The 20,536-nt window shown below is 46.1% G+C and carries 21 protein-coding genes; all 21 read left to right on the top strand.

Translation table 11 applies throughout. The features are described 5' to 3' along the window. Positions 1-192 precede the first annotated feature (192 nt). The 21 genes from RS891_RS22985 (at position 193) to rpoD (ending at position 20,435) form a co-directional block, all read left to right on the top strand. Positions 193-552: a histidine triad nucleotide-binding protein gene (locus RS891_RS22985; protein WP_024628477.1), complete on the top strand. Its 360-nt coding sequence runs from the start codon at positions 193-195 to the stop codon at positions 550-552. Between the two features lie 189 nt (positions 553-741). Continuing rightward, on the top strand, positions 742-915 hold the full coding sequence (gene rpsU / locus RS891_RS22980; RefSeq protein ID WP_005547957.1) for a 30S ribosomal protein S21: 174 nt from the start codon (positions 742-744) through the stop codon (positions 913-915). A 15-nt stretch (positions 916-930) separates the two neighbouring features. Then, entirely contained in the window at positions 931-1,374 is a 444-nt protein-coding gene (locus tag RS891_RS22975) for a GatB/YqeY domain-containing protein (protein ID WP_053781272.1), read from the top strand. Positions 1,375-1,713: 339 nt separating this feature from the next. Beyond that, positions 1,714-3,036 carry an NfeD family protein gene (locus RS891_RS22970; protein ID WP_315796407.1) on the top strand — a complete coding sequence of 441 codons (1,323 nt, stop codon included), beginning with the start codon at positions 1,714-1,716 and terminating at the stop codon, positions 3,034-3,036. Between the two features lie 162 nt (positions 3,037-3,198). After that, positions 3,199-4,209 (top strand): flotillin-like protein FloA, encoded by a 1,011-nt coding sequence (gene floA / locus RS891_RS22965; protein ID WP_315793280.1) that lies wholly within the window; start codon positions 3,199-3,201, stop codon positions 4,207-4,209. Positions 4,210-4,222: 13 nt separating this feature from the next. Continuing rightward, positions 4,223-4,843 (top strand): hypothetical protein, encoded by a 621-nt coding sequence (locus RS891_RS22960; RefSeq protein WP_315793279.1) that lies wholly within the window; start codon positions 4,223-4,225, stop codon positions 4,841-4,843. 174 nt (positions 4,844-5,017) lie between these two features. Continuing rightward, entirely contained in the window at positions 5,018-5,311 is a 294-nt protein-coding gene (yqfC, locus tag RS891_RS22955; protein WP_024628472.1) for a sporulation protein YqfC, read from the top strand. Beyond that, complete coding sequence (gene yqfD, locus RS891_RS22950) at positions 5,308-6,501, top strand: sporulation protein YqfD (RefSeq protein WP_113053816.1); 1,194 nt, start codon at positions 5,308-5,310, stop codon at positions 6,499-6,501. The genes yqfC and yqfD overlap by 4 nt, the downstream gene beginning before the upstream one ends. A gap of 6 nt (positions 6,502-6,507) precedes the next feature. Then, positions 6,508-7,479, top strand: coding sequence for a PhoH family protein (locus RS891_RS22945; RefSeq protein WP_315793278.1), 972 nt, complete (start codon positions 6,508-6,510; stop codon positions 7,477-7,479). A 15-nt stretch (positions 7,480-7,494) separates the two neighbouring features. Continuing rightward, on the top strand, positions 7,495-9,744 hold the full coding sequence (locus tag RS891_RS22940; RefSeq protein WP_063567029.1) for an HD family phosphohydrolase: 2,250 nt from the start codon (positions 7,495-7,497) through the stop codon (positions 9,742-9,744). A 33-nt stretch (positions 9,745-9,777) separates the two neighbouring features. After that, on the top strand, positions 9,778-10,275 hold the full coding sequence (gene ybeY, locus RS891_RS22935) for an rRNA maturation RNase YbeY (RefSeq protein ID WP_036674804.1): 498 nt from the start codon (positions 9,778-9,780) through the stop codon (positions 10,273-10,275). Beyond that, complete coding sequence (locus tag RS891_RS22930; protein ID WP_315793277.1) at positions 10,275-10,646, top strand: diacylglycerol kinase family protein; 372 nt, start codon at positions 10,275-10,277, stop codon at positions 10,644-10,646. The genes ybeY and RS891_RS22930 overlap by 1 nt, the downstream gene beginning before the upstream one ends. Positions 10,647-10,940: 294 nt before the next feature. Next, positions 10,941-11,354, top strand: a complete 414-nt coding sequence (locus RS891_RS22925; protein ID WP_090998102.1) for a cytidine deaminase — start codon at positions 10,941-10,943, stop codon at positions 11,352-11,354. Positions 11,355-11,395: 41 nt separating this feature from the next. Then, the gene (gene era, locus RS891_RS22920; RefSeq protein WP_090901607.1) at positions 11,396-12,295 is read left to right on the top strand and encodes a GTPase Era; all 900 of its coding nucleotides are present in this window, start codon (positions 11,396-11,398) and stop codon (positions 12,293-12,295) included. Between the two features lie 101 nt (positions 12,296-12,396). Beyond that, positions 12,397-12,537: a YqzL family protein gene (locus tag RS891_RS22915; RefSeq protein ID WP_113053819.1), complete on the top strand. Its 141-nt coding sequence runs from the start codon at positions 12,397-12,399 to the stop codon at positions 12,535-12,537. A gap of 33 nt (positions 12,538-12,570) precedes the next feature. Continuing rightward, positions 12,571-13,323, top strand: a complete 753-nt coding sequence (gene recO, locus RS891_RS22910; protein WP_063567024.1) for a DNA repair protein RecO — start codon at positions 12,571-12,573, stop codon at positions 13,321-13,323. A gap of 409 nt (positions 13,324-13,732) precedes the next feature. Then, positions 13,733-14,620: a glycine--tRNA ligase subunit alpha gene (gene glyQ / locus RS891_RS22905; RefSeq protein ID WP_024628463.1), complete on the top strand. Its 888-nt coding sequence runs from the start codon at positions 13,733-13,735 to the stop codon at positions 14,618-14,620. Beyond that, a complete protein-coding gene (gene glyS, locus RS891_RS22900; RefSeq protein ID WP_315793276.1) occupies positions 14,613-16,688 on the top strand; it encodes a glycine--tRNA ligase subunit beta in 2,076 nt (691 codons plus the stop codon). Before glyQ ends, glyS begins: the two co-directional genes overlap by 8 nt. Positions 16,689-16,916: 228 nt before the next feature. Continuing rightward, entirely contained in the window at positions 16,917-17,384 is a 468-nt protein-coding gene (locus RS891_RS22895; RefSeq protein ID WP_371129144.1) for a YaiI/YqxD family protein, read from the top strand. A 47-nt stretch (positions 17,385-17,431) separates the two neighbouring features. Beyond that, positions 17,432-19,252, top strand: a complete 1,821-nt coding sequence (gene dnaG, locus RS891_RS22890; RefSeq protein WP_113053822.1) for a DNA primase — start codon at positions 17,432-17,434, stop codon at positions 19,250-19,252. Between the two features lie 43 nt (positions 19,253-19,295). Beyond that, the gene (gene rpoD / locus RS891_RS22885; protein ID WP_024628459.1) at positions 19,296-20,435 is read left to right on the top strand and encodes an RNA polymerase sigma factor RpoD; all 1,140 of its coding nucleotides are present in this window, start codon (positions 19,296-19,298) and stop codon (positions 20,433-20,435) included. Positions 20,436-20,536 lie beyond the last annotated feature (101 nt).

Genomic DNA, 20,536 nt, shown 5'->3' with positions numbered 1-20,536 from the left:
TGCGTGTGCTGCAAATAATGACCTTTCTCATCTGTGGTGAATGCTGAGCAGTCCACCAAGATGTGAAAGGTTTTTTTGTGGATAAATCCGATCTCAGTCACATAGCTGAACAGGTTAAATTGGACGTGAGTTTTCAGTTCCGGTATGATAGAAGGGTATACATAATTTTTAATTCAAAGGAGGGTGTGAACAATGGATTGCTTATTTTGCAAAATTGTAGAGGGCAGCATTCCCTCCAATAAGGTACTGGAGAATGACCATGTCATCGTCTTTCATGACATCCAGCCCGCTGCACCGACCCATGTACTCGTTATTCCCAAGAAACATATTGCTTCCATGAATGAAGTAACGGCGGAAGACTTGCCGTTGATTGGTGAGATTCATTTGGCTGCGCAGGAAGCGGCCAAGCGTCTCGGCGTGGAAGAAACAGGTTATCGACTGATTAATAACTGCGGCAAGGATGGAGAACAAACCGTTCATCATCTGCATTATCATTTACTTGGTGGGACCCGACTTGGCGTGTTGACAAGTTTGTCAGACTCACACAAATAAACGATCCAAGTTACTCTAAATCAGGACTGACTCATATATGCATAAAAGGCATGAATATGGAGCTGAAGTTCACATAAAATAAATGATCATTACGTTAAGGTTGACACCTTTATTACCTTTCGCCTATAATGAAAGGTGATGAACCGTGTTATTGCTCTTGGACGGTCTGGTCGGAGGGAGGGAAAACTGGTGTCTGAAACTAAAGTTCGCAAAAACGAGACTATTGATGCTGCACTTCGTCGCTTTAAACGTTCCATCGCAAAAGATGGCGTATTGGCTGAGGTGAAGAAACGTAAGCATTATGAGAAGCCAAGCGTAAAGCGCAAGAAAAAGTCCGAGGCTGCTCGTAAGAGAAAGTTTTAGGAGGATTTTAACTACATGAATCTTAGCGAACGATTGAACGAAGATATGAAGCAAGCGATGAAGAGCAAGGACAAGTTCAAGCTCTCCAACATTCGGTTGATTCGTTCGACGATCAAGAATCTTGAAATAGATTTGAAAAGAGATTTGGATGATAACGAAGTGCTTGATATTCTGAGTCGTGAAATCAAACAGCGCAAAGATGCCCTCCAAGAATTTGACAAAGCGGGCCGTGAAGACCTCGCGGCAAATGCAAAAGCGGAAATTGAATTACTCAGTCAGTACCTTCCCGCACAGCTTACCGAAGAAGAAATTAAAGTTATTGTACAGCAGACCATCCAGGAAACCGGTGCTTCTTCGAAAGCCGAGATGGGGAAAGTCATGTCTGCCCTTATGCCGAAAGTCAAAGGCAAAGCGGATGGCAAACTGGTAAATCAAGCAGTTCAACAATTTCTGCAATAAAGCAAATCAATAAACACCTCCTGACTTGTCAGGGGGTGTTTTTTCCGTTTTACATTATTCGTGATACATGCCTCGGTTCCAGAAGTAACTTGAAGCATGCTTGGGATTTGTCCACATTGTTCAAGGAAATTCACAAATATTGCTTTTAAATGGATAATATATATGATTATGGATTTAAAATGTTGCAATTGCTTCCGGTTTCAAATATAATTTTAAGATTTTGAAACGAAATGTTGCATTGTACGTAATAAATACCATAAGCTGGACAGTATAACATTAATGGAAAAGGGGGGACTATTTGTGAAGGGAAAGCGCCGGAAGAAGCTTACGGGGCCATTGATGCTCATGATGCTACTGACGCTGCTGCTTCCTGTCTGGATTGGATCACCGTCAGCGCATGCAGCTGAGAAAAGTGGCGCCGTATATATCATTCCGGTGGATAAACCAATCGAGCAGGGACTTGGCAAGTTTATGGAACGCGGGTTCAAGGAAGCGGAAGAGATGAATGCTGGCCTGATTGTTCTGGATATCAATACGCCGGGAGGGCGTGTCGACACGGCAGAAGAACTGGGTAACTTAATTAAGCAAAGCCCAGTTGAAACCGTTGCATTTGTCCGTGGAGATGCTGCTTCGGCCGGAAGTTTTCTGGCTTTGAATGCAGATAAGATCGTAATGTCGCCAGGCAGTATGATTGGTGCGGCAGCGATGGTGGACAGCACGGGTAAACATGTCGATGATCCGAAGTTGGTTGCATTCTGGAAGAGCAAGATGCAGGGTGCGGCTGAGAAAAGTGGCCGTGATGGTAAAATTGCAGCCGGAATGACGGATGTTAACATGGTCGTGGAGATGCCTGAAATTAATAAAACCAAGGAAAAAGGTGAAATTATTGCTCTCTCGGCTGAAGAAGCGCTGAAAGTGGGTTATGCGGACCATATCAGCAACACGCCGGAAGAAGCTGCAGCCTGGCTTGGTTACAGTCAGGATGATGTGTTCACCGTTCAGAGAACAGCCGCAGAGAACATATCTACATTTCTAACCAATCCTGTCGTCATGACGGTATTGTTATTCCTCGGAATAGCCGGTGTGATCATTGAGTTAATTGTACCTGGGTTCGGAGTGCCGGGTATTGTTGGTATTGTGTGCTTTGTACTTTATTTCTCAGGTAACTACATTGCCGGTTTTGCTGGAGCGGAGACATGGGTGTTATTCACTGTCGGACTCATCATGATGATTCTGGAGATGTTTATCCCAAGTTTCGGTATTCTGGGTATTTTGGGGTCGATTGCGCTTGTCGCTGGTGTCGTGCGAGCCGCCTATGATACAAGTGATGCATTTATATCGTTAGGTATTGCTTTTGGAGCCGCGCTGGTAGTCATTGCAATCGTTGTTATTCTATTTAAGGATCGAGGCATATGGAATCGATTCATATTAAGTGACAGGCTGTCTGCTGATCAAGGATACTCTTCGGCGACAGAACGCAAAGAGTTGATCGGTTTGCAGGGCATCAGTCTGACTCCTCTTCGTCCTTCGGGAACAGCGATGTTTAACGGAGAGCGTGTCGATGTGGTGTCGGATGGAGATTTCATTCCGATTGATACACCAATTATTGTGATCAAAGCGGAAGGTACCCGGATAGTGGTTCAACAAGCGTTACCGGTGTAGCCCGCTCTGTTGCCGGAGTTGATTAAAGCTTCGGCAATGTACATAACCATTCTACGGAGGCTGCTAGTGGAGTGGTGTGAATCAATGCACAGCAGCATAGTTCCACACCGTTTTTATCATGTTTCTTACAAAAATCAAATTGCAAATGGAGGAATTTATACTATGGAACCAACCATGATTACGGTTTTGCTCATTGCGGTAGTTGCAATTATCGTATTGAGCGTATTCTTCAGCTTCTTCCCAGTGATGCTATGGATCTCGGCAATTGCATCCGGTGTACGTGTTAGTATTATTACACTGGTAGCGATGAGACTCAGACGTGTAACACCTAGCCGGATCGTAAATCCTATGATCAAAGCAACTAAAGCAGGTCTACAATTATCAATGAACCAACTCGAGAGTCACTTCCTTGCTGGTGGTAACGTGGACCGTGTTGTAAATGCTCTGATTGCTGCTCAACGCGCAAATATTCCCCTCGAATTCGAACGCGCTGCTGCGATTGACCTTGCAGGACGTGATGTATTGCAAGCTGTACAAATGAGTGTTAATCCACGTGTAATCGAAACTCCTGTAGTATCTGCTGTAGCCAAAGATGGTATTGAAGTCAACGTACGAGCAAGAATTACAGTTCGTGCCAATATTGATCGACTTGTTGGTGGTGCGGGTGAAGAGACGATTATTGCCCGGGTTGGTGAAGGTATTGTAAGTACGAACGGTTCAGCAGACTCCCACAAAGAAGTTTTGGAAAATCCGGATCTGATTTCCCGTACTGTCTTGTCCAAAGGTCTGGATTCCGGGACTGCTTTTGAAATCCTGTCCATTGATATTGCGGACGTAGATGTAGGTAAAAATATTGGTGCCTTCCTGCAAACCGAGCAAGCAGAAGCTGACAAGCGGATCGCTCAGGCAAAAGCGGAAGAGCGTCGTGCAATGGCCGTAGCTCAAGAGCAAGAGATGAAAGCGCGCGTTGTAGAAATGAGAGCGCGTGTTGTTGAGTCAGAATCCGCAGTACCGCTTGCAATGGCAGAGGCTCTACGCAGTGGTAAAATCGGTGTTATGGATTACATGAACCTCAAAAATATTGAAGCTGATACTCAAATGCGTAGCACACTGGGAAAACCTGCTGAGGGCTCGAATTCTAACGATCAGGGTGATTCCAAAAACGGAAGATAGGCGGTGAGTATATATGGGCCTATTTGAATGGATTTTTAATAATCTATATATCGTGGCTGTCATCGGTTTTGCGCTCTTTTCTTTTCTTGGAAAAGCAGCTAAATCATCTGATCCAAACAAAAGGCGTCAGAACAATGGAATGCCTACCTTTGGAGGCACTGGTGACTCTGATCAGTCCGACCGTTCACCAGCGCAGACTTCTCCAATGAAAACTGCCAGAACTGAGACTGCTGGTGAAACTCGTTATGATGAACCCTACGAGAACCAGTACGATGAACCATATGAGAACCAGTATGATGAAGCTCGTTATGACCAGCCATATTCAGGACCTGAAGCTTCCTCACGTCCTTCAGATGAAGTAGGTAGCCGAAACTTTAGTGGCGAGATGGAACGTTCGCTTGACCAACAAAAGAAAGAATTCGAAAGGCAACAACGTCTGATTCAAGAAAGGCTAAATCGCTTTTCTTCTTCAAACAAACCTGTTGTGGCTGATTCCAGTTGGGATCAAATGGAATCAATTGAATCGGGAAATTCCCAGCTTCGTCCGGAAGATATTCGTACTGGTGTTTTATGGGCAGAAGTACTGGGTGCTCCCCGATCCAAGCGCCCTTTCGGTTCAAGAGGGAAACTGTAACAATCTAAGTATTTAGAAGGTATAAGCCGTTTCTGGTGAGCAATAAGCCGGAGACGGCTTTTTTTGCGTTCATCATCTTTTTCTCACATTTCACATCTAACACGGTCCGTAGTTTTCATAATTTCAGGAATCTGCGCATAAATTGAACTGTAGAGGAAGGGGGAAGACCTTCGAATGACCCGGATCAGCCGCAAGCTGCGCAGATGGACCAGTGAAGTTTTGGATCTGCCGCAGGACGTGCTTTACGATATGCCTCGGTTAACCCTGATCGGCACAAAGCAATTGTATATAGAGAATCATCGTGGTGTCATTCATTTTACACCGGATCGCATTGTTCTGGCTCTTTCTCAAGGCCAACTGGAGATCAAAGGAACTGAACTGATGATTCGCAATATTTTGCCGGATGAAGTGGCTGTTGAAGGAACAATTCTGGATATTCATATGAATGGAGCGGAGGGGAACGGATGAAGCAGCCCAGTCTGTACAAACTGCGCGGAGCAGTCCGAATCACGGTCACTGGGGGGGACATTGAAGCATTAATCAATACGGTGGCAGAGCAGGGACTGGAAGTATGGGACCTGCGTGCCCATGACGGACGCAAGGCAGAAATGAATATTCTGCTGCCGCATTTTTTCAAGCTGCGTCCTTTGCTGAAACGGACAGGCTGCCGTGTAAAAGTGACGCACCGTAGTGGATTTCCCTTTTTTGCAGCCCGTTTGTTAAGAAGGAAGTTCTTTCTGGGCGGCATGCTGTTTTTTGTAGCAGCTCTGTTTGCGTTGTCGTCGATGGTTTGGAATGTAGAGGTCAAAGGAAATGTGACGATTCCCACGGATGAAGTGCTCGCAGCAGCGAAAAAAGAAGGCATCTATCCCTTTCAGTGGGGATTCCGGCTGCAAAGTCAGGACAAGCTCTCCAGGCAGCTCGCGCTGGCTCTACCAGATGTAACCTGGATAGGGGTGAGCAAAGAAGGGACAACCATCACCATCCAGGTTGTGGAGTCAGCACAGCCAAAGCGTGAGCCGCTGTTGAACCCGAGACATCTGGTCAGTAAAGCAGACGCTGTAATCACTCAAATCTACGCGGAGCAGGGTCGCCCTGTCGTGCAGAAGGACATGCGCGTTAAGAAGGGACAGGTGCTGATATCCGGTATTTTGGGAGATGAAGAGAATACAAAGACCATTGTAGCCAAAGGGGAAGTGCGCGGACTGGTATGGCGTGAATATCAGGTTGAAGTCCCCCTTGTACAGAAACATAATACGATGACTGGAGATAGCAAGGAACGTTTTTACATTGTGTTGGGAAAATGGGCAGTACAACTCTGGGGATACGGGAATACGCCTTTTACCACATTTGATACCGAAAGTGATCATAAACCGCTGACCTGGAGATCCTTCACTCTTCCCATGGGTTGGCTGACAGAGAAAGATCTGGAAACTCGGGAACAAGAGGAGCAGCACACGGTTGAATGGGCTAGAACGAAAGGATTGGAAGGAGCAAGAAACGATATTATCGCTAAAAACGGCAAAGGAACGAAAATTTTAAGCGAAAAAATTTTGCATGAGAAGAAAGAGAATGGTAAAGTTTATATGAAAGTATTATTTGAAGTGGAAGAAAGCATTGCGGAAGAACTTCCGTTAGTCCATAGTCAAGGAGAATGAGGCTATTTGTCAGAGCAAACACGCAGCATACGAATCTCCCTCCAAAGTGCGGGAGAGGGTCAATCTCTTTTTGGACCCCAAGATATTTTTCTGAAACTGATTGAATCCGAGATTCCTGCCCAGATCGCATCCCGCGAAGCGGAGATTGTGATCCATGGCAACATTCAGAATGTGGAATCGCTTGAACAATTATTTGATGTGTTGTTGCAATTGGTACGTAACGGATATGTGTTAACCGAAAGGGACGTTATGTATGCCATTGAGCTTGCAAAGGAACTGCGTGCAGACCAGCTTCTGGATCTGTTCAAAGGCGAGATTACAACGACGTACCGTGGGAAGCCGATTCGGGTTAAAACGATTGGACAGAAGCACTATGTAACTACAATTAAAAAACGTGATGTTGTATTTGGTATCGGCCCTGCCGGTACGGGTAAAACGTATCTTGCTGTTGTGCTGGCTGTGGCAGCGCTTAAGGAAGGAAGCGTCAAGCGGATCGTGCTTACAAGACCTGCTGTTGAAGCGGGAGAGAGTCTTGGTTTCTTGCCTGGTGATCTTCAGGAAAAAGTTGATCCTTATTTGCGGCCCCTGTATGACGCCTTGTACGATGTTATGGGACAAGAACAGACTGCGAAAGCACTCGAGCGCGGTTTGATTGAAATTGCACCTCTAGCCTATATGCGGGGACGTACACTTGATGATTCGTTTATTATCCTGGATGAAGCCCAGAATACGACACCGGAGCAGATGAAAATGTTTCTGACCCGTCTCGGTTTTGGTTCCAAAATGGTCATTACCGGTGACGTGACACAAATTGATTTACCGCGCGGCAAAAAGTCGGGGCTTGTGGAAGCAAATACAATACTGGGACAAGTGGAAGAGATTGGATTTGTCTATTTTGCCGAGCAAGACGTTGTACGTCACTCCCTCGTCCAGAAAATTATCGTTGCCTATAACCACGCCGCAGAAAATCAAGAATAGAAAGGGATTGTCTCGATGACCTCGAAGGAACTGTCAAAAGGCAAATCTTTTCAAAATAGAGCTACAGGATGGAAGTATAGCGTGTGGGCACGCTATCTTCTGTTTTTGTTTCTGGTGATCCTCTTCTACGTGAGTCTTGCTTCCAAGCTGCTCCCAGAGCGGTATGATATTCAGGAAGGCACACGAAGTGAAGTGAATATTGCTGCGCCAATGCAGATTCCGAATACCAAGGCTACGCTGAAAGCGCAAGAAGAAGCTGCTGAACGTGTACAGCCGATGTTTCAGATCGTGCAGATGCGGAACGAAAATCTGATGACCACTCTGCTAGATCGTATTGATCGACTGAATCAGGATGATCAGATTTCCAGTCAGGACAAGATTGACATCTATCGTGATGAAATACCGCAGCGTCAGAAAGACTTTGTTTCCAATTTTATCAACAACAACCGGAAAGCGGGTACATACTCCGAAACTCTTTTGGAAGAGATCAGAAATGTGGTACAGGAGCAAAGCTACCGTATTCCGGAAGAGACATATATCAAAATTTCACGTCTGACTTCGGATGATATTCAGGAGATGAAGGCTGTTGCTCGGGATATCGTCTCCAGATTAATGACCGACCAGATTAGCGAGGCTACAACAGCTCGTGCCAAAGTGGCCGAGATGGTCAGTGTGAGCTCTCTAAGCAAGCGTACGCAGCGTGAGGTTGTGCAGGAGCTTGCACGTCTTGTAGTGACGTCGAACCGCTTCTACGATGAAGAGGGTACCAAGGAAGCTAAAGTACAGGCTCGTGAGAACACTCAAACGGTCTTTATCAAGCAAGGAGATACACTTGTTGCCAAGGGTGAGATGATTACCCCGGAGATGTACACCCTTCTGGGCGAGAACGATTTGCTGAAAAACGAAGTGAACTATTGGCCTCAACTTGGACTGCTTATGCTGTCCTGTCTGTTGTCGGCAGCGATTCTCATGTATATTCAGCAATTCAGCGGAACGCATTTTAAATATAATAATGCTCAACTGCTGATGCTAGTTCTCATATTTATTATTACGATTGTGGTTATGCATGTTACAGCGATACTCCAGACCAGTGAGAATTCATACGTAGGCTTTCTTGCCCCAGTTGCCGTAGGAGCCATGTTAATTGCATTGCTGCTGGATACATCGCTTGCCTTTGTCTGCTCGATTATTATCGGCATGCTGTCGAGCATTATTTTGAATACGCATCAGGGTCAAATTTTTGATTTTGAACTTGGGTTCTTCGCGGTGTTGGTATCGTTTGTTGCGATCTTCGCCACCCATCGGGCAAGTCAGCGGTCTACGATCCTGAAAGGTGCCATTATGGTCTGTCTGTTCGGATCGATCGCAGTCTTCACGTTGGCTCTGATTGACTCAAGTGACTGGAACCGGACAACAACGCTGTATGGCATTGGATTTGCGTTTGCCGGTGGCGTACTGACCGCCATATTGGTCATTGGACTTATGCCATTTTTCGAAACTTCATTTGGCATTTTGTCTGCACTGAAACTGGTAGAACTGTCTAATCCCAATCACCCGCTATTGCGCAAATTGCTAACAGAAACACCAGGCACATATCACCACAGTGTGATGGTAGGAAACCTGTCAGAAGCCGCTGCGGAGGCGATCGGTGCCAATGGGTTGTTATGTCGGGTCGGCTCGTATTACCATGATATTGGCAAGACCAAGCGACCGATTTATTTTATTGAAAATCAAAACAATATGGAAAATCCGCATGATTCTATCGATCCAAAGCTGAGCAAGTCGATAATCGTTGCTCACGCACGCGATGGTGTGGAAATGCAGAAGGACTACAAGCTGCCAAGGCCTATTCGAGATATTGCTGAGCAGCATCATGGAACAACTTTCCTGCATTACTTCTATCACAAAGCATTGCGTCAGGCTGAGGAAGCAGGAGTGGAACCTGATTTCACGGAAGATGATTTCCGTTATCCGGGTCCCAAGGCTCAGTCCAAAGAGTCGGCAATTGTTGGTATTGCTGACAGCGTGGAAGCTGCGGTCCGTTCCTTGCGGAAGCCTACTGTGGAGCAAGTGGAGTCAATGATCGAAAAAATTATTAAAGGTCGACTGGACGATCATCAGTTTAACGACTGTGATCTGACAATGCGGGAGCTGGATATCGTCGCTAAGACCCTTAAGGAAACCGTTATGGGTATATTCCACTCCAGGATTGAATATCCGGAAGAAATGAAGAAACCGAAGCCAACCTCGCCTGAAGCGGGTTGATTCGCTAATATGAGAAGACAGGAGTATGAAAGAATGAGTCTTAACCTAGCATGGAATAATGAACAACAGGATAAAGAAATCACCGAACCGATGATTGCAATGCTGGAGCAACTGCTGAACCTTGCAGGGGAAGCAGAGGGTGTTGCGGACGGGGAAGTGGCCCTGACTTTCGTAAATGATGAGCAGATTCATGAGCTGAACCGCGACTATCGCGGCATTGATCGTCCAACAGATGTATTGTCTTTTGCAATGAATGAGACTGTGGATGAGGAACTGGATATTATCTACGAGTTGGACGAGGATGAAGAAATGGAAGAAATGCCGGATGTACTCGGTGATATTATTATTTCTGTTCCACGGACCATTCTTCAGAGTGAAGAATATGGCCATTCTTTTGAACGTGAGCTGGGGTTCCTGTTTGTTCATGGCTTCTTGCACCTGCTTGGATATGATCATCAGGATGAAGCCAGCGAAGCCGAAATGATGGGCAAACAGGAAGCGGTACTCGCCCAAGCCGGGTTGACACGATAATGAAAAGGCGCTCCTGGGGGATGGTATTCCGCAATGCTGCGGAAGGAATCGTATACGGGCTGCGGACTCAGCGGAATGTAAGAGTTCATACAGGAGTCGCCATTTTGATGTGTGCAGCCGGCTTTTTTTTCGGGATTTCCAGAACGGATTGGATGTTTGTACTGACAGCCGTTTTTCTGGTGCTTGTGACGGAGCTGATGAATACAGCGGTGGAAGCTGCTGTGGATCTGGCGCATCCGCATATACATCCGCTGGCAAAAGCGGCGAAGGACACCGCGGCCGGTGCAGTTTTGCTGGCTGCGGTGTTCGCCGTCATCATTGGGTGTGTCGTTTTCATTAAGCCGGTGATGAGCTGGCTGAGTTTGCTCTGATTTTGTTTTGTTTTTGTTTTGATTTTAATATTACACACTAATTATAAAGTTGGACTCGTTTTTAAGTTGGACTTCTGGTTTGCACAATAACGGAGAGGTCAGAAATAACCTGTAGAAGCGAAGCGTTCGCCTTTATCCCCGGATTTTCACTTTGGAAAAGAGAATCAATAAAATCTGGGGATAATAGCGATCGTAAGGTTGTTCTGACAGCGGAGAGGCCAGTGCAAATGTTTTAAGTTGAATTTAACTCATTGAGTGCAACTTTATAGTACACCCCAAAGGGAGAGATTAATTATGGATAATGGTTTGTTGATGCAAGAAGCAATTAAGGCACGTACGAAAGCGTATACGCCTTATTCTCATTTTGGTGTAGGTGCAGCTTTGCTTGACAGTGAGGGACATGTGCATCATGGTTGTAATATTGAGAATGCTGCATACACGCCAGGTAACTGTGCTGAGCGCACAGCTATGTTCAGCGCGATTGCAGGAGGTAAGCAACCACGCAGTTTCAAAGCCATTGCCATTGTAGGAGATACAGATGGCCCGATTGCTCCATGCGGCGTATGTCGTCAAGTCATGTATGAACTGTGTGAACCGGATATGAAAGTTATTCTGGGTAACATGAAAGGCGATCTTCAGGAGACTACAGTTGCCGAACTATTGCCATGGGCTTTTGGACCATCTGATCTGAACTCTGCTAAAAAGTAAAAACCAATACATTCCAGGCCTAGGCGCCTGAGGAGGAACATATGAAAAAACAAGCATTCAAATCCGGTTTTGTAGCCATTATTGGACGTCCCAATGTAGGTAAATCCACACTGATGAACCAAGTCATTGGACAGAAAATTGCGATCATGTCGGACAAGCCACAAACGACGCGTAATAAGATACATGGTGTATATACGTCGGAACAACAACAAATCGTTTTCCTGGATACGCCAGGGATTCACAAACGTCAATCCAAGCTGGGCGATTACATGAACCAGACCGCTTTGAACACGCTCGGAGAAGTTGAAGCTGCTCTGTTCCTGATCGATGCCTCGGAAGGCATGGGCGGTGGTGACCGTTATATTGCAGAACAACTGAAAAATGTACGGACGCCTGTCATTCTTGTCATGAACAAAATTGATAAAATTGAGCCGGAAGCACTGCTTCCGCTGATTGAGGAATATCGCAAACTGCACAATTTCGCTGAAATCGTACCTGTTTCTGCCATGCTCGGCAGCAATGTAAGCACGTTGCTTGAACAGCTTGGCAAGTATTTGCCGGAAGGTCCGCAGTACTATCCAGATGACCAGGTTACAGACCATCCGGAGCAGTTCGTTTGTGCCGAGTTGATTCGGGAGAAGATTTTGCAAATGACACGCGAAGAAGTGCCTCACTCCATTGCTGTAACGATTGAGGATATGAAAGTGCAGGACAATGGCGTCGTTTATATTTCAGCTGTCATTTTTGTGGAGCGTGATTCGCAAAAAGGAATCATTATCGGTAAACAGGGTGCCTTGCTCAAAGAAGTGGGGAAACGTGCCCGCCAGGATATTCAAAACCTGTTAGGTTCCAAAATCTTCATGGACCTGTGGGTTAAAGTGAAGAAAGATTGGAGAAACCAGGAGCGTGTACTACGCGACCTTGGCTTCGGACGTGAATAATAAATGTAGTATCCAGTAATTGCAACACATAGTTTACCTTGCAAGACTCCATCCTATCTGGTAGAAGCAGACGTCATTTCCGAAGAGAGGATGAAATTCCGATGCGAGATTTTTCGTGGAAGGTTTTTGCGATGACGGGGGATGTGGAATCCTATTTGTTGTATTCCGAGGCATGTAACTCGGTGGGACAGGAGTCGGAACCTGCAAGGGAAGTGATTGAAGATGAAGAAGCCGAAGGTTAATTGGCTAATTCGGGAATGGTTAGGTGACGAGGCATGCTATACAGGGTGGAAGGGATTGTCATCCGCAGCATGGACTACGGCGAGGGAAACAAAATCATTACGCTTTGCACCGAAAGCGGCGGGAAAGTAGGGGTGCTCGTCCGCGGTGCCAAAAAGCCCAAAAGCCGACATGCTGCACTGGTGCAGCCATTTACGTACGGTCAATATGTATATTTTCGTAACACTGGTCTGGGAACACTCAACGCAGGTGAGATTATCGAATCTTATCATGAGCTGCGTGAAGATCTAATTAAAGCTTCTTATGCATCTTATGCTTGTGAACTGCTGGATCGTGTGTTGCAGGATGAAGAGACAGGTACGTTCTGGTTCAAACAGTTGAAAGCCTGTCTTCAGGCGTTGAAGGAAGAGAAGGATCCGGTCGTCATTACAAGCCTGTATGAAATGAAAATATTACAGGCAGCCGGGTATGGACCTCAGCTGGATGATTGCATTTCTTGCGGTCACGAGCGTCCGGATGAACAGTTATTTGTTAGTCCAAGGCTTGGGGGCGTTTTGTGTCGTGCTTGCAAACACTTTGATCCTCCGGCGATGTCCGTGAGTCCGAAAGCATTGAAGCTCTTACGTCTGTTTGCACAGCTGGATCTGCAAAGGCTTGGTAATATATCGGTGAGTGAAGGCACCCGGGATGAGATTAAAAAGATCATGCGGGCCTTTATGGATCATCAGCTTGGCTTGAATCTAAAATCCCGTTCTTTTCTTGATCAAATGGAAAAGTACGGGATTTGAGTCGTCTTGATGTGAAATAAGGAATATATCTTGACTTCGTACTTATTTTTATATATTATGGACTATAATTTCTCTTTTTGAGACATGCATTGAACGAGAAAGTAGGAGACTTGATTTATTACATTCAAGAGCAGAGAAGGTCAATTGACCTTACTAATCTTGTGTGAGCGAGCCGGGGATGGTGGGAGCCGGGTTGAATCGGTCTTTGAAATGGCACTTGGGAGCATGAATGACACGGAAAAGTGGGCTTGAATGACAGGATCTCCTGTTTATATCTAAGCCAAGTAGGGTGGAACCGCGGGAATAGCTCTCGTCCCTATGTCTGTATAACAGGCGTAGGACGGGGGCTTTTTATTGTCTGTACCGTTCTAGGCTTGTTCATCACAAACCATCGAAAAGGAGCATGATTATGAATTTTCAGCAGATGATTCTCACGCTGCAACAATTCTGGGCCGAGCACAACTGTATTATTGTTCAACCTTATGATACGGAAAAAGGGGCAGGTACGATGAACCCGATGACCTTTTTGCGTTCGCTTGGACCCGAGCCTTGGAAAGTAGCTTATGTAGAGCCTTCCCGCCGTCCTTCGGATGGCCGTTATGGAGAAAATCCAAACCGTCTCTATCAGCATCATCAATTCCAGGTTATTATCAAGCCTTCTCCGGACAATATTCAGGAGATTTACCTGGAAAGTCTGAAACAGTTGGGCATTGATCCGCTCAAGCATGATATCCGGTTTGTTGAAGACAACTGGGAGAACCCTTCTCTTGGCTGTGCTGGTCTCGGCTGGGAAGTATGGCTGGACGGTATGGAAATCACCCAATTTACGTATTTCCAACAAGTCGGCGGAATCGAGACGAATCCGGTAGCGGTTGAAATTACGTATGGTATGGAGCGTCTTGCTTCATACATTCAGGAAAAAGAAAATGTGTTTGAACTGGAATGGGTAGACGGCATTACATATGGTGATGTGTTCCGTCAGCCTGAATTCGAACACTCCAAATATACGTTTGAAGTATCTGATGTCAAAATGTTGTTTACGCTCTTCAACATGCATGAAGAGGAAGCCAACAAGGCTATGGCACAGAATCTGGTTTTCCCGGCATATGACTATGTGTTGAAATGTTCACATACGTTCAACCTGTTGGATGCCCGCGGAGCAATCAGTGTAACGGAGCGTACCGGGTACATTACCCGTGTCCGTAATCTGGCTCGTCAAGTGGCTGCAACATATGTGGAAGAGCGTGAGAAGCTCGGCTTCCCGCTGATCAAGAAAGGGGGAGCTGAGCATGTCTAAGGATCTGTTATTTGAAATTGGTCTGGAAGAAGTGCCTGCACGCTTCATGCGAGCAGCAATTGAACAGCTGCAAGACCGTGTCGTGAAATGGCTGGATGCATCCCGTATTGCTTATGGTGAAGTGAATGCCTATGCGACACCACGTCGACTGGCTGTTTTGATTAAAGATGTTGCCGAGAAGCAGGAGGACGTGGAGGAAGAAGTTAAAGGACCTTCCCGTAAAATTGCACTGGACGACAGTGGCAACTGGAGTAAAGCTGCACTCGGATTTGCCCGCAGCCAGGGTGTTGAACCGGATCAGTTCACATTCAAGGAACTGAGCGGCGTGGAATATATCTATGCGACCAAGAGCAGCAAAGGCGTGGAAACTTCCTCTGTAATCGGTCAGGGTTTGCTGGCTATACTGCATGCCATGACGTTCCCGAAATTCATGCGTTGGGCTTCGTATGATTTCAAATTTGTACGTCCGATTCGCTGGATTGTTGCTCTGCTGGGCAGCGATGTGATTGAGTTGGAAGTTGCAGGCGTAAAGTCTGGCAATGTAACACGTGGACATCGTTTCCTCGGAAAAGAGGCGGTTATTTCGGATCCCGCTTCGTATGTGGAAGTGCTTCGTTCCGAGCACGTCATTGCGCATATCAAAGAACGTGAGCAGATGATTGTATCCCAGATCCAGGCACTGGCTGCCGAGAAAAAATGGGATATTGCGATCAAGGAAGATTTGCTGGAAGAGGTTCTGTTCCTGGTTGAAACACCAACGGTGCTATTTGGAACATTCGAATCTTCATTTTTGAATATTCCACAAGAGGTACTGATTACTTCGATGCGCGAGCATCAACGCTACTTCCCTGTGCTTGATAATGATGGACAATTGTTGCCATACTTCGTTACGGTTCGCAATGGCGGCAACGATTCACTGGATGTCATTGCAAAAGGGAACGAAAAGGTACTTCGTGCACGTCTGTCTGATGCCAAGTTCTTCTACGAGGAAGACCAGAAGCTGGAGATCAAGGATGCATTATCGAAATTGGAAAGTATCGTCTTCCAGGAAGAGCTGGGAACGGTTGGAGATAAAGTTCGCCGTATTCGCAAAATTGCGGATGGTCTGGCTAGCAAGCTGCAAGTACCAGCTGATGTAGCCGAAGCGGTGAATCGTTCTGCGGATATCTGCAAATTCGACCTGGTTACACTTATGGTGGGAGAATTCCCTGAGCTGCAAGGTGTGATGGGTGAGGATTATGCCCGTAAAGCTGGTGAAAAAGAAGAAGTTGCCAAAGCGGTGTTTGAGCACTATCAGCCACGTTTCGCCGGGGATCAATCTCCTGCTTCCCTCGTTGGTGCTATTGTGAGTGCTGCGGATAAAATGGATACAATTGTAGGTTGTTTCTCGATCAATATCATTCCTACAGGTTCTCAAGATCCATACGCACTGCGTCGTCAGGCAGCAGGTATCGTACAAATTTTGCTGGATCACAATCTTCCGCTGACATTGTCCGATGTATTCGGCGTTGCACTTCAAGTTCATGCTCAGATGAACCTGTTGAAACGTGCGGATGAAGAGGTGCGTAAAGATTTACAGGACTTCTTTGGTCTTCGAGTGAAAAAACTGTTGTCGGAAACGGTTCGTTATGATGTTGTGGACGCAGTGATTTCTTCCGGATTTGATGATATCAGCGCGGTAGTTCCAAAAGGTGAAGCACTTATGGCAGCTGTCCAAACGGGAGATGCCTTCAAAACAACTGTCGAATCCTTCAACCGTGTCGGTAATCTGGCTGCCAAAGCATCCAATGCTTCGGTTCATGCAGAACTTTTCACAGAAGAAGGGGAACGCCAGCTGCATGAGGCATGGAGTAAAACCAATGAGGAATATCGTCAGGTATTGTCTCAGCATGCTGCTGCTGAAGCGCTCGCGATTGCATCGGCTTGGAAGGAAGCTATCACTGTATTCTTCGATTCGGTTATGGTTATGGCTGAAGATGAGGCTGTACGGGCGAATCGTCTGGCACTGCTTGCAGCCATTGACCGTGATCTGAAAGCTTTTGCTGATTTCTCCAAATTGGTCTGGTAGTCGAGTCCTTTTCTGCTCCGAGTGGACAGATCTGCGGCAAAGCATAAATTCAGTATTAAAGAAGGATATATGAGGGTATAAATATACGGAACGGATTGTGAAAAATTTATATTTACAGCCGTTCCGTATTTTAGCCTTTGATTTCCATAGACCAGTCAGAAGGATTTTGACTGGCTGGGGTCGTATATTACAATATGCAGATATTTTATGAAACCGGGTGGTCTGGCTTTGAGTGAGTTGAATGTACGCCATATTGTTGTGGATGGTGATGCTTGCCCGGTCAAGGCTGAGATCGCAGAAACAGCTCTCCGATTCAAAGTTCCTGTATTGATGGTTTCTTCATTTGACCATTTTCTTCAAGGCGGAGAAGGAGTACGCACCGTTCAGGTGGATCGAAGTGATCAGAGTGCAGACCTTTACATTGCCAATCACATCAAGCCATACGATGTGGTCATTACACAGGATTATGGACTGGCGGCGCTCGCACTTGGCAAACGTTGTTATGTTTTATCATTTCGTGGTCGTGAATTTAATGATCGTGACATTGATTTCATGCTGGATTCCCGTCATACTGCGGCCAAAGCACGAAAAAGAGGGCATTATGGAAAAGGCCCAAAGCCTTTCACAGAGCAGGATCGGGAAATTTTTCAACATAAACTGACAAAACTTTTGAAAGATTTGCAGGAGAATGTGTAAGTTTATCGAATAATATTTACGTGTTAAAGAGATGAAGGTGGACCAAGATGAGTACCGGACAAGGCGGTATACCCGAAAGCATTATTGAATCGGTGTTACAGCAGCATGATATCGTCGATACGGTGAGCCGATTTGTACATCTGACCAAACAGGGGAAATATATGAAAGGCCTCTGTCCTTTTCATTCTGAGAAGACGCCTTCGTTTACAGTAACGCCTGAGAAACAAATTTTCTATTGCTACGGTTGCGGCACGGGTGGAAATGCCATCAAATTCAGGATGGAAATCGAAGGGTTATCCTTTCCCGAGGCTGTCAAGACGATGGCAGAAGAAAGCCACATTTCAATGGGGGACTGGCAAGGGAGGGAATCGGCTCATGTTAATCCAGAAACCGAACGTTTATTGGAAGCATATGAGCTTACCGCAAAGCTGTATCATTTCTTATTGAAAAATACAGAGCATGGTAAAGTGGCTATGGAATATTTACGCTCACGTGGGTTTAGCGACAAACTCATTGATCAATTCCAGATTGGCTATGCGCCTAATCGCTGGGATACCTTGGTACAATTTCTGGAAAAGCGCGAATTTCCGCTTGAAGAGATGGAAAAGGGTGGTTTACTGTCACCGCGAAACGAAGGTCAGGGGTATGTGGACCGTTTTCGGGACAGGGTCATGTTTCCGATCAATGGCAGGAGCGGAAAGCCGATTGCATTTGCAGGTCGCATTTTGGGAGACGGGCAACCGAAGTATCTAAATTCACCGGAAACCCGGTTATTTAACAAAAGCCGTGTTCTCTACAATCTGCATCATGCCAAAAATGCAATTCGCAAACAAAGGCAGGCCATATTGTTCGAAGGGTATGGCGATGTTATCTCCGCCTGGGATCAGGATATTCAGAATGGTGTAGCGGCAATGGGTACCGCGCTTACTGAAAATCAGGCATTGATGCTTAAAGGCATGTGTGATGAAGTTATCGTATGTTATGACGGCGATCGAGCCGGACAGGCTGCGGCACTCAAAAACTTCCCTATTCTTGAGGAAGCGGGATTGCAGGTCAAAATTGCTCTGATACCGGATGGGCTCGACCCTGATGATTTTATCCGCAAGCATGGTGGCGAGCGGTTCCGAAACCAGATTGTGGACGGCGCCGTAACGACTACAAAATTTAAGCTTATAAACCTTAAAAAAAACCATATACTGCTAGAAGGCGGCGGACAGATCGCTTATTCCAAGGAAGCGGTCAAACTTATTGCTCCTTTGTCTTCTCCTACAGAACGGGAAGTATATCTGCGGGAACTGGCTGCAGAAGTGGATGTATCATTTGAAACACTGAAGCAGGAGTGCAATGAAGAACGGGAGGCCATGAAAAATAACCTCCAGTTTGGGGATAATAACCCGAAAAGGTGGAATAATGGTAGGCAACAAAATAGGCAGGTGCCTACACCCAATCTGTTGCCGGCTTACCACGCTGCTGAACGCAAACTGCTCGCCTGGATGCTTCAGGATGATGAGGCTGCCCAGTACGTGAATGAGCATCTTGGTGAAGCTTTTAACTTGGATGATCATGCAGCTATTGCTGCTTATCTATATGCCTATTATGCGCAAGGCAAACCGTCGGATACAAGCCGTTTTATGTCTTCACTGCATGACGACCGACTGGAAAAGACGGTCAGTTCAATCTCGATGATGGATGGTCCAGGTGATTGGAATATTCAGGTGCTCGACGATTGCATCAGGGAAGTGCTGAAATATCCGCGTAAGAAAGAGTACGACCTGAAAAAAGAAGAAATGATTGCTGCAGAGCGGGCAGGTGATTCTGTACGCGCGGCACAAATTGCAATTGAAATGATTGCCCTAGAGAGACAGTGAACGTCTGAATGTTGGATGTTTCTAGGGAGGAGGGAGTCGAGTTATGGCGAATGATCAGCATACTGAACTAGAAACAGAATTGACACTGGATCAGGTTAAGGATCAATTGATTGAATCAGGTAAGAAAAGAGCTTCATTGAACTACAAGGAAATTATAGAAAAACTCTCCCCATTTGAGCAAGATGCAGAGCAGATGGATGAGTTCTATGAACAACTGAGCGACCTGGGTATTGATGTCGTGAACGAAAATGATGAAGAGGTAACCCTTCGCCCTAGTGAAGATTCCGAGAACAACACCAGAGAGGGAGACGATGAATTCCACTTTGATGATGATCTGAGCCTTCCACCAGGAATCAAAATTAACGACCCTGTTCGTATGTATCTCAAAGAAATTGGTCGTGTGCCTTTGTTGTCTGCGGATGACGAAGTAGAACTGGCTAAACGGATTGAAAACGGGGATGAAGAAGCGAAACGTCGTTTGGCTGAAGCTAACCTTCGTCTCGTGGTCAGTATCGCCAAGCGTTATGTTGGACGTGGAATGTTGTTCCTGGATCTGATTCAGGAAGGTAACATGGGTCTGATCAAAGCGGTTGAGAAGTTCGACCATAAAAAGGGTTATAAATTCAGTACGTATGCGACATGGTGGATTCGCCAAGCGATCACCCGTGCAATTGCGGACCAAGCACGTACGATTCGTATCCCTGTGCACATGGTGGAGACGATCAATAAGCTGATCCGGGTATCCCGTCAGCTGTTGCAGGAACTTGGGCGTGAACCGACACCAGAAGAAATCGCTGCCGAGATGGATCTGAGTGTGGAGAAAGTTCGTGAGATTACGAAGATTGCTCAGGAACCGGTTTCCCTGGAAACACCAATTGGTGAGGAAGATGATTCTCATCTGGGTGATTTCATCGAGGATCAGGAAGCATTGGCTCCGGCGGATGCTGCTGCTTATGAGTTGCTGAAAGAACAGCTCGAGGATGTCCTGGATACATTGACTGAGCGTGAAGAGAACGTGCTTCGTCTGCGTTTTGGTCTGGACGACGGACGTACAAGAACGCTGGAAGAAGTGGGCAAGGTATTTGGTGTTACGCGTGAGCGTATTCGTCAAATTGAAGCCAAGGCTCTTCGTAAATTGCGTCACCCTAGCCGCAGTAAACGGCTTAAAGATTTCCTCGAATAAATCACTATGGGAGACTTTCCGCAAGACGCTTAAGCGGCGGCGGGGTCTCCTTTATTTTTAAATTGAATATCTGAATTTCTTGGTTTTGGTAATTCATCCTT

The sequence above is a fragment of the Paenibacillus sp. BIC5C1 genome (assembly GCF_032399705.1).
Lineage (GTDB): Bacteria > Bacillota > Bacilli > Paenibacillales > Paenibacillaceae > Paenibacillus > Paenibacillus taichungensis_A.
This window is presented reverse-complemented; position numbering and strand designations above follow the sequence as displayed.

What these genes read in the sequence shown, in the direction of transcription:
- RS891_RS22985 (WP_024628477.1), top strand. Translation starts at nt 193, where the DNA reads ATGGATTGCTTATTTTGCAAAATTGTAGAGGGCAGCATTCCCTCCAAT.
- RS891_RS22975 (WP_053781272.1), top strand. Translation starts at nt 931, where the DNA reads ATGAATCTTAGCGAACGATTGAACGAAGATATGAAGCAAGCGATGAAG.
- RS891_RS22970 (WP_315796407.1), top strand. Translation starts at nt 1,714, where the DNA reads ATGCTCATGATGCTACTGACGCTGCTGCTTCCTGTCTGGATTGGATCA.
- floA (WP_315793280.1), top strand. Translation starts at nt 3,199, where the DNA reads ATGGAACCAACCATGATTACGGTTTTGCTCATTGCGGTAGTTGCAATT.
- RS891_RS22960 (WP_315793279.1), top strand. Translation starts at nt 4,223, where the DNA reads ATGGGCCTATTTGAATGGATTTTTAATAATCTATATATCGTGGCTGTC.
- yqfC (WP_024628472.1), top strand. Translation starts at nt 5,018, where the DNA reads ATGACCCGGATCAGCCGCAAGCTGCGCAGATGGACCAGTGAAGTTTTG.
- yqfD (WP_113053816.1), top strand. Translation starts at nt 5,308, where the DNA reads ATGAAGCAGCCCAGTCTGTACAAACTGCGCGGAGCAGTCCGAATCACG.
- RS891_RS22940 (WP_063567029.1), top strand. Translation starts at nt 7,495, where the DNA reads ATGACCTCGAAGGAACTGTCAAAAGGCAAATCTTTTCAAAATAGAGCT.
- ybeY (WP_036674804.1), top strand. Translation starts at nt 9,778, where the DNA reads ATGAGTCTTAACCTAGCATGGAATAATGAACAACAGGATAAAGAAATC.
- RS891_RS22930 (WP_315793277.1), top strand. Translation starts at nt 10,275, where the DNA reads ATGAAAAGGCGCTCCTGGGGGATGGTATTCCGCAATGCTGCGGAAGGA.
- RS891_RS22925 (WP_090998102.1), top strand. Translation starts at nt 10,941, where the DNA reads ATGGATAATGGTTTGTTGATGCAAGAAGCAATTAAGGCACGTACGAAA.
- era (WP_090901607.1), top strand. Translation starts at nt 11,396, where the DNA reads ATGAAAAAACAAGCATTCAAATCCGGTTTTGTAGCCATTATTGGACGT.
- RS891_RS22915 (WP_113053819.1), top strand. Translation starts at nt 12,397, where the DNA reads ATGCGAGATTTTTCGTGGAAGGTTTTTGCGATGACGGGGGATGTGGAA.
- recO (WP_063567024.1), top strand. Translation starts at nt 12,571, where the DNA reads ATGCTATACAGGGTGGAAGGGATTGTCATCCGCAGCATGGACTACGGC.
- glyQ (WP_024628463.1), top strand. Translation starts at nt 13,733, where the DNA reads ATGAATTTTCAGCAGATGATTCTCACGCTGCAACAATTCTGGGCCGAG.
- glyS (WP_315793276.1), top strand. Translation starts at nt 14,613, where the DNA reads ATGTCTAAGGATCTGTTATTTGAAATTGGTCTGGAAGAAGTGCCTGCA.
- dnaG (WP_113053822.1), top strand. Translation starts at nt 17,432, where the DNA reads ATGAGTACCGGACAAGGCGGTATACCCGAAAGCATTATTGAATCGGTG.
- rpoD (WP_024628459.1), top strand. Translation starts at nt 19,296, where the DNA reads ATGGCGAATGATCAGCATACTGAACTAGAAACAGAATTGACACTGGAT.